The sequence below is a fragment of the Mitsuaria sp. TWR114 genome, from assembly GCF_007997345.1.
Map to the genome: position 1 here is coordinate 1 of NZ_VOSR01000173.1, position 1,173 is coordinate 1,173.

Below are 1,173 nucleotides of genomic sequence, written 5' to 3' on the forward strand. Positions count from 1 at the left end.
CCCCAAGCCCCATTCCGGCCCCACCCTCCCTCGCTGCCATCGGAAGACAGCGTGATCACGCCCTCGCTGCCATCGGGAGACTGCGTGACGGCGCCCTCGTTGCCATCGGAAGACAGCGTGACGGTGGCGGGGGCGTGTTCTCTAGGGAAAAGGCAGGAACGCAGACCGAGGCGGGGGCGGAGATTCGTGCGGACACCGCCGCCGCCCGCAGGACCACAGGTGTAGAGCGCGGTGACCTCGCGGGTCAGGCGGTCGGCTCCGGCACGGTCCGGATGGTTCGCGGCGACACGCAGGCGCACATCGCTGGCGTCGCCCGCCGCGCGCCGCCGCAAGGCATCGCCGGCGTCATCGCCCAGCACACTCGTCACACCGATCAGGTCGATCCGCAACGGGCCCTGCCGGTCCCGTGCATCCAGTCGCGCCCGCAGCACGTCGCCGGCGAGCCGCGCGCGCGCCTCGGCACCGGGTCCCGCATAGGAAATCTCGCCCTCCGCCAACCAGCCGTTGGCGAAGAAGACATTGGCCTTGAAAGTCGCCGGGCGCGGATGACCCCGCACGCCATCCAACCGCACCGCGTCCGGGCCAACCGGCGTCACGCTTGCGGCGCTGATGTCGGCGACGACGTCCGGCGTCAGGTAGGCGGCCGGATCGTGCAGCTCATACAGCAACTGCTCCTTGACCGTGTGCGTGTCGAGGCGACCACCCGTGCCATCGGCCTTGAAGATCGTGCAGGCGCCGTCGGCGTCGATCCTTGCGATCGGGAATCCGACGCGGCTGAGGTCCGGCACGTCCTTGAAGCCCGGATCGGCGTAATAGCCGCCGCAGACCTGGGCGCCGCACTCGAGCAGGTGACCGGCCATCGTCGCGCCGGCCAGCCGGTCCCAGTCATCGAGCGCCCAGCCGAAATGCGCGAGCGCCGGCCCCACGGTCAGCGACGGATCGGCCACCCGCCCCGTGACCACGACATCAGCGCCACGCCACAAGGCCTCGGCGATGCCTTCGGCACCGAGATAGACATTGGCGCTGGCGATGGCGCCGTCGGGCAGTGGCGGGCCGTCCTCCTTGAGCGCCGCGGCGAGCCGCGCGCGCTGCTCCGGCGACTCCGCCCCGGCCAGCGCCCGGGCCACCCGCGCCCGGACCTCGTCCAGGCTGCGCTCGCCGTCCTTGGCGTAC

1 protein-coding gene is annotated in these 1,173 nt (G+C 71.8%); it reads right to left on the bottom strand.

Features of this window, described 5'->3' with window-relative positions; all coding sequences use genetic code 11:
* A partial coding sequence (locus tag FUT87_RS08135; RefSeq protein WP_147240701.1) for an acyclic terpene utilization AtuA family protein occupies window positions 1-1,173 on the bottom strand: 1,173 nt, incomplete at both ends.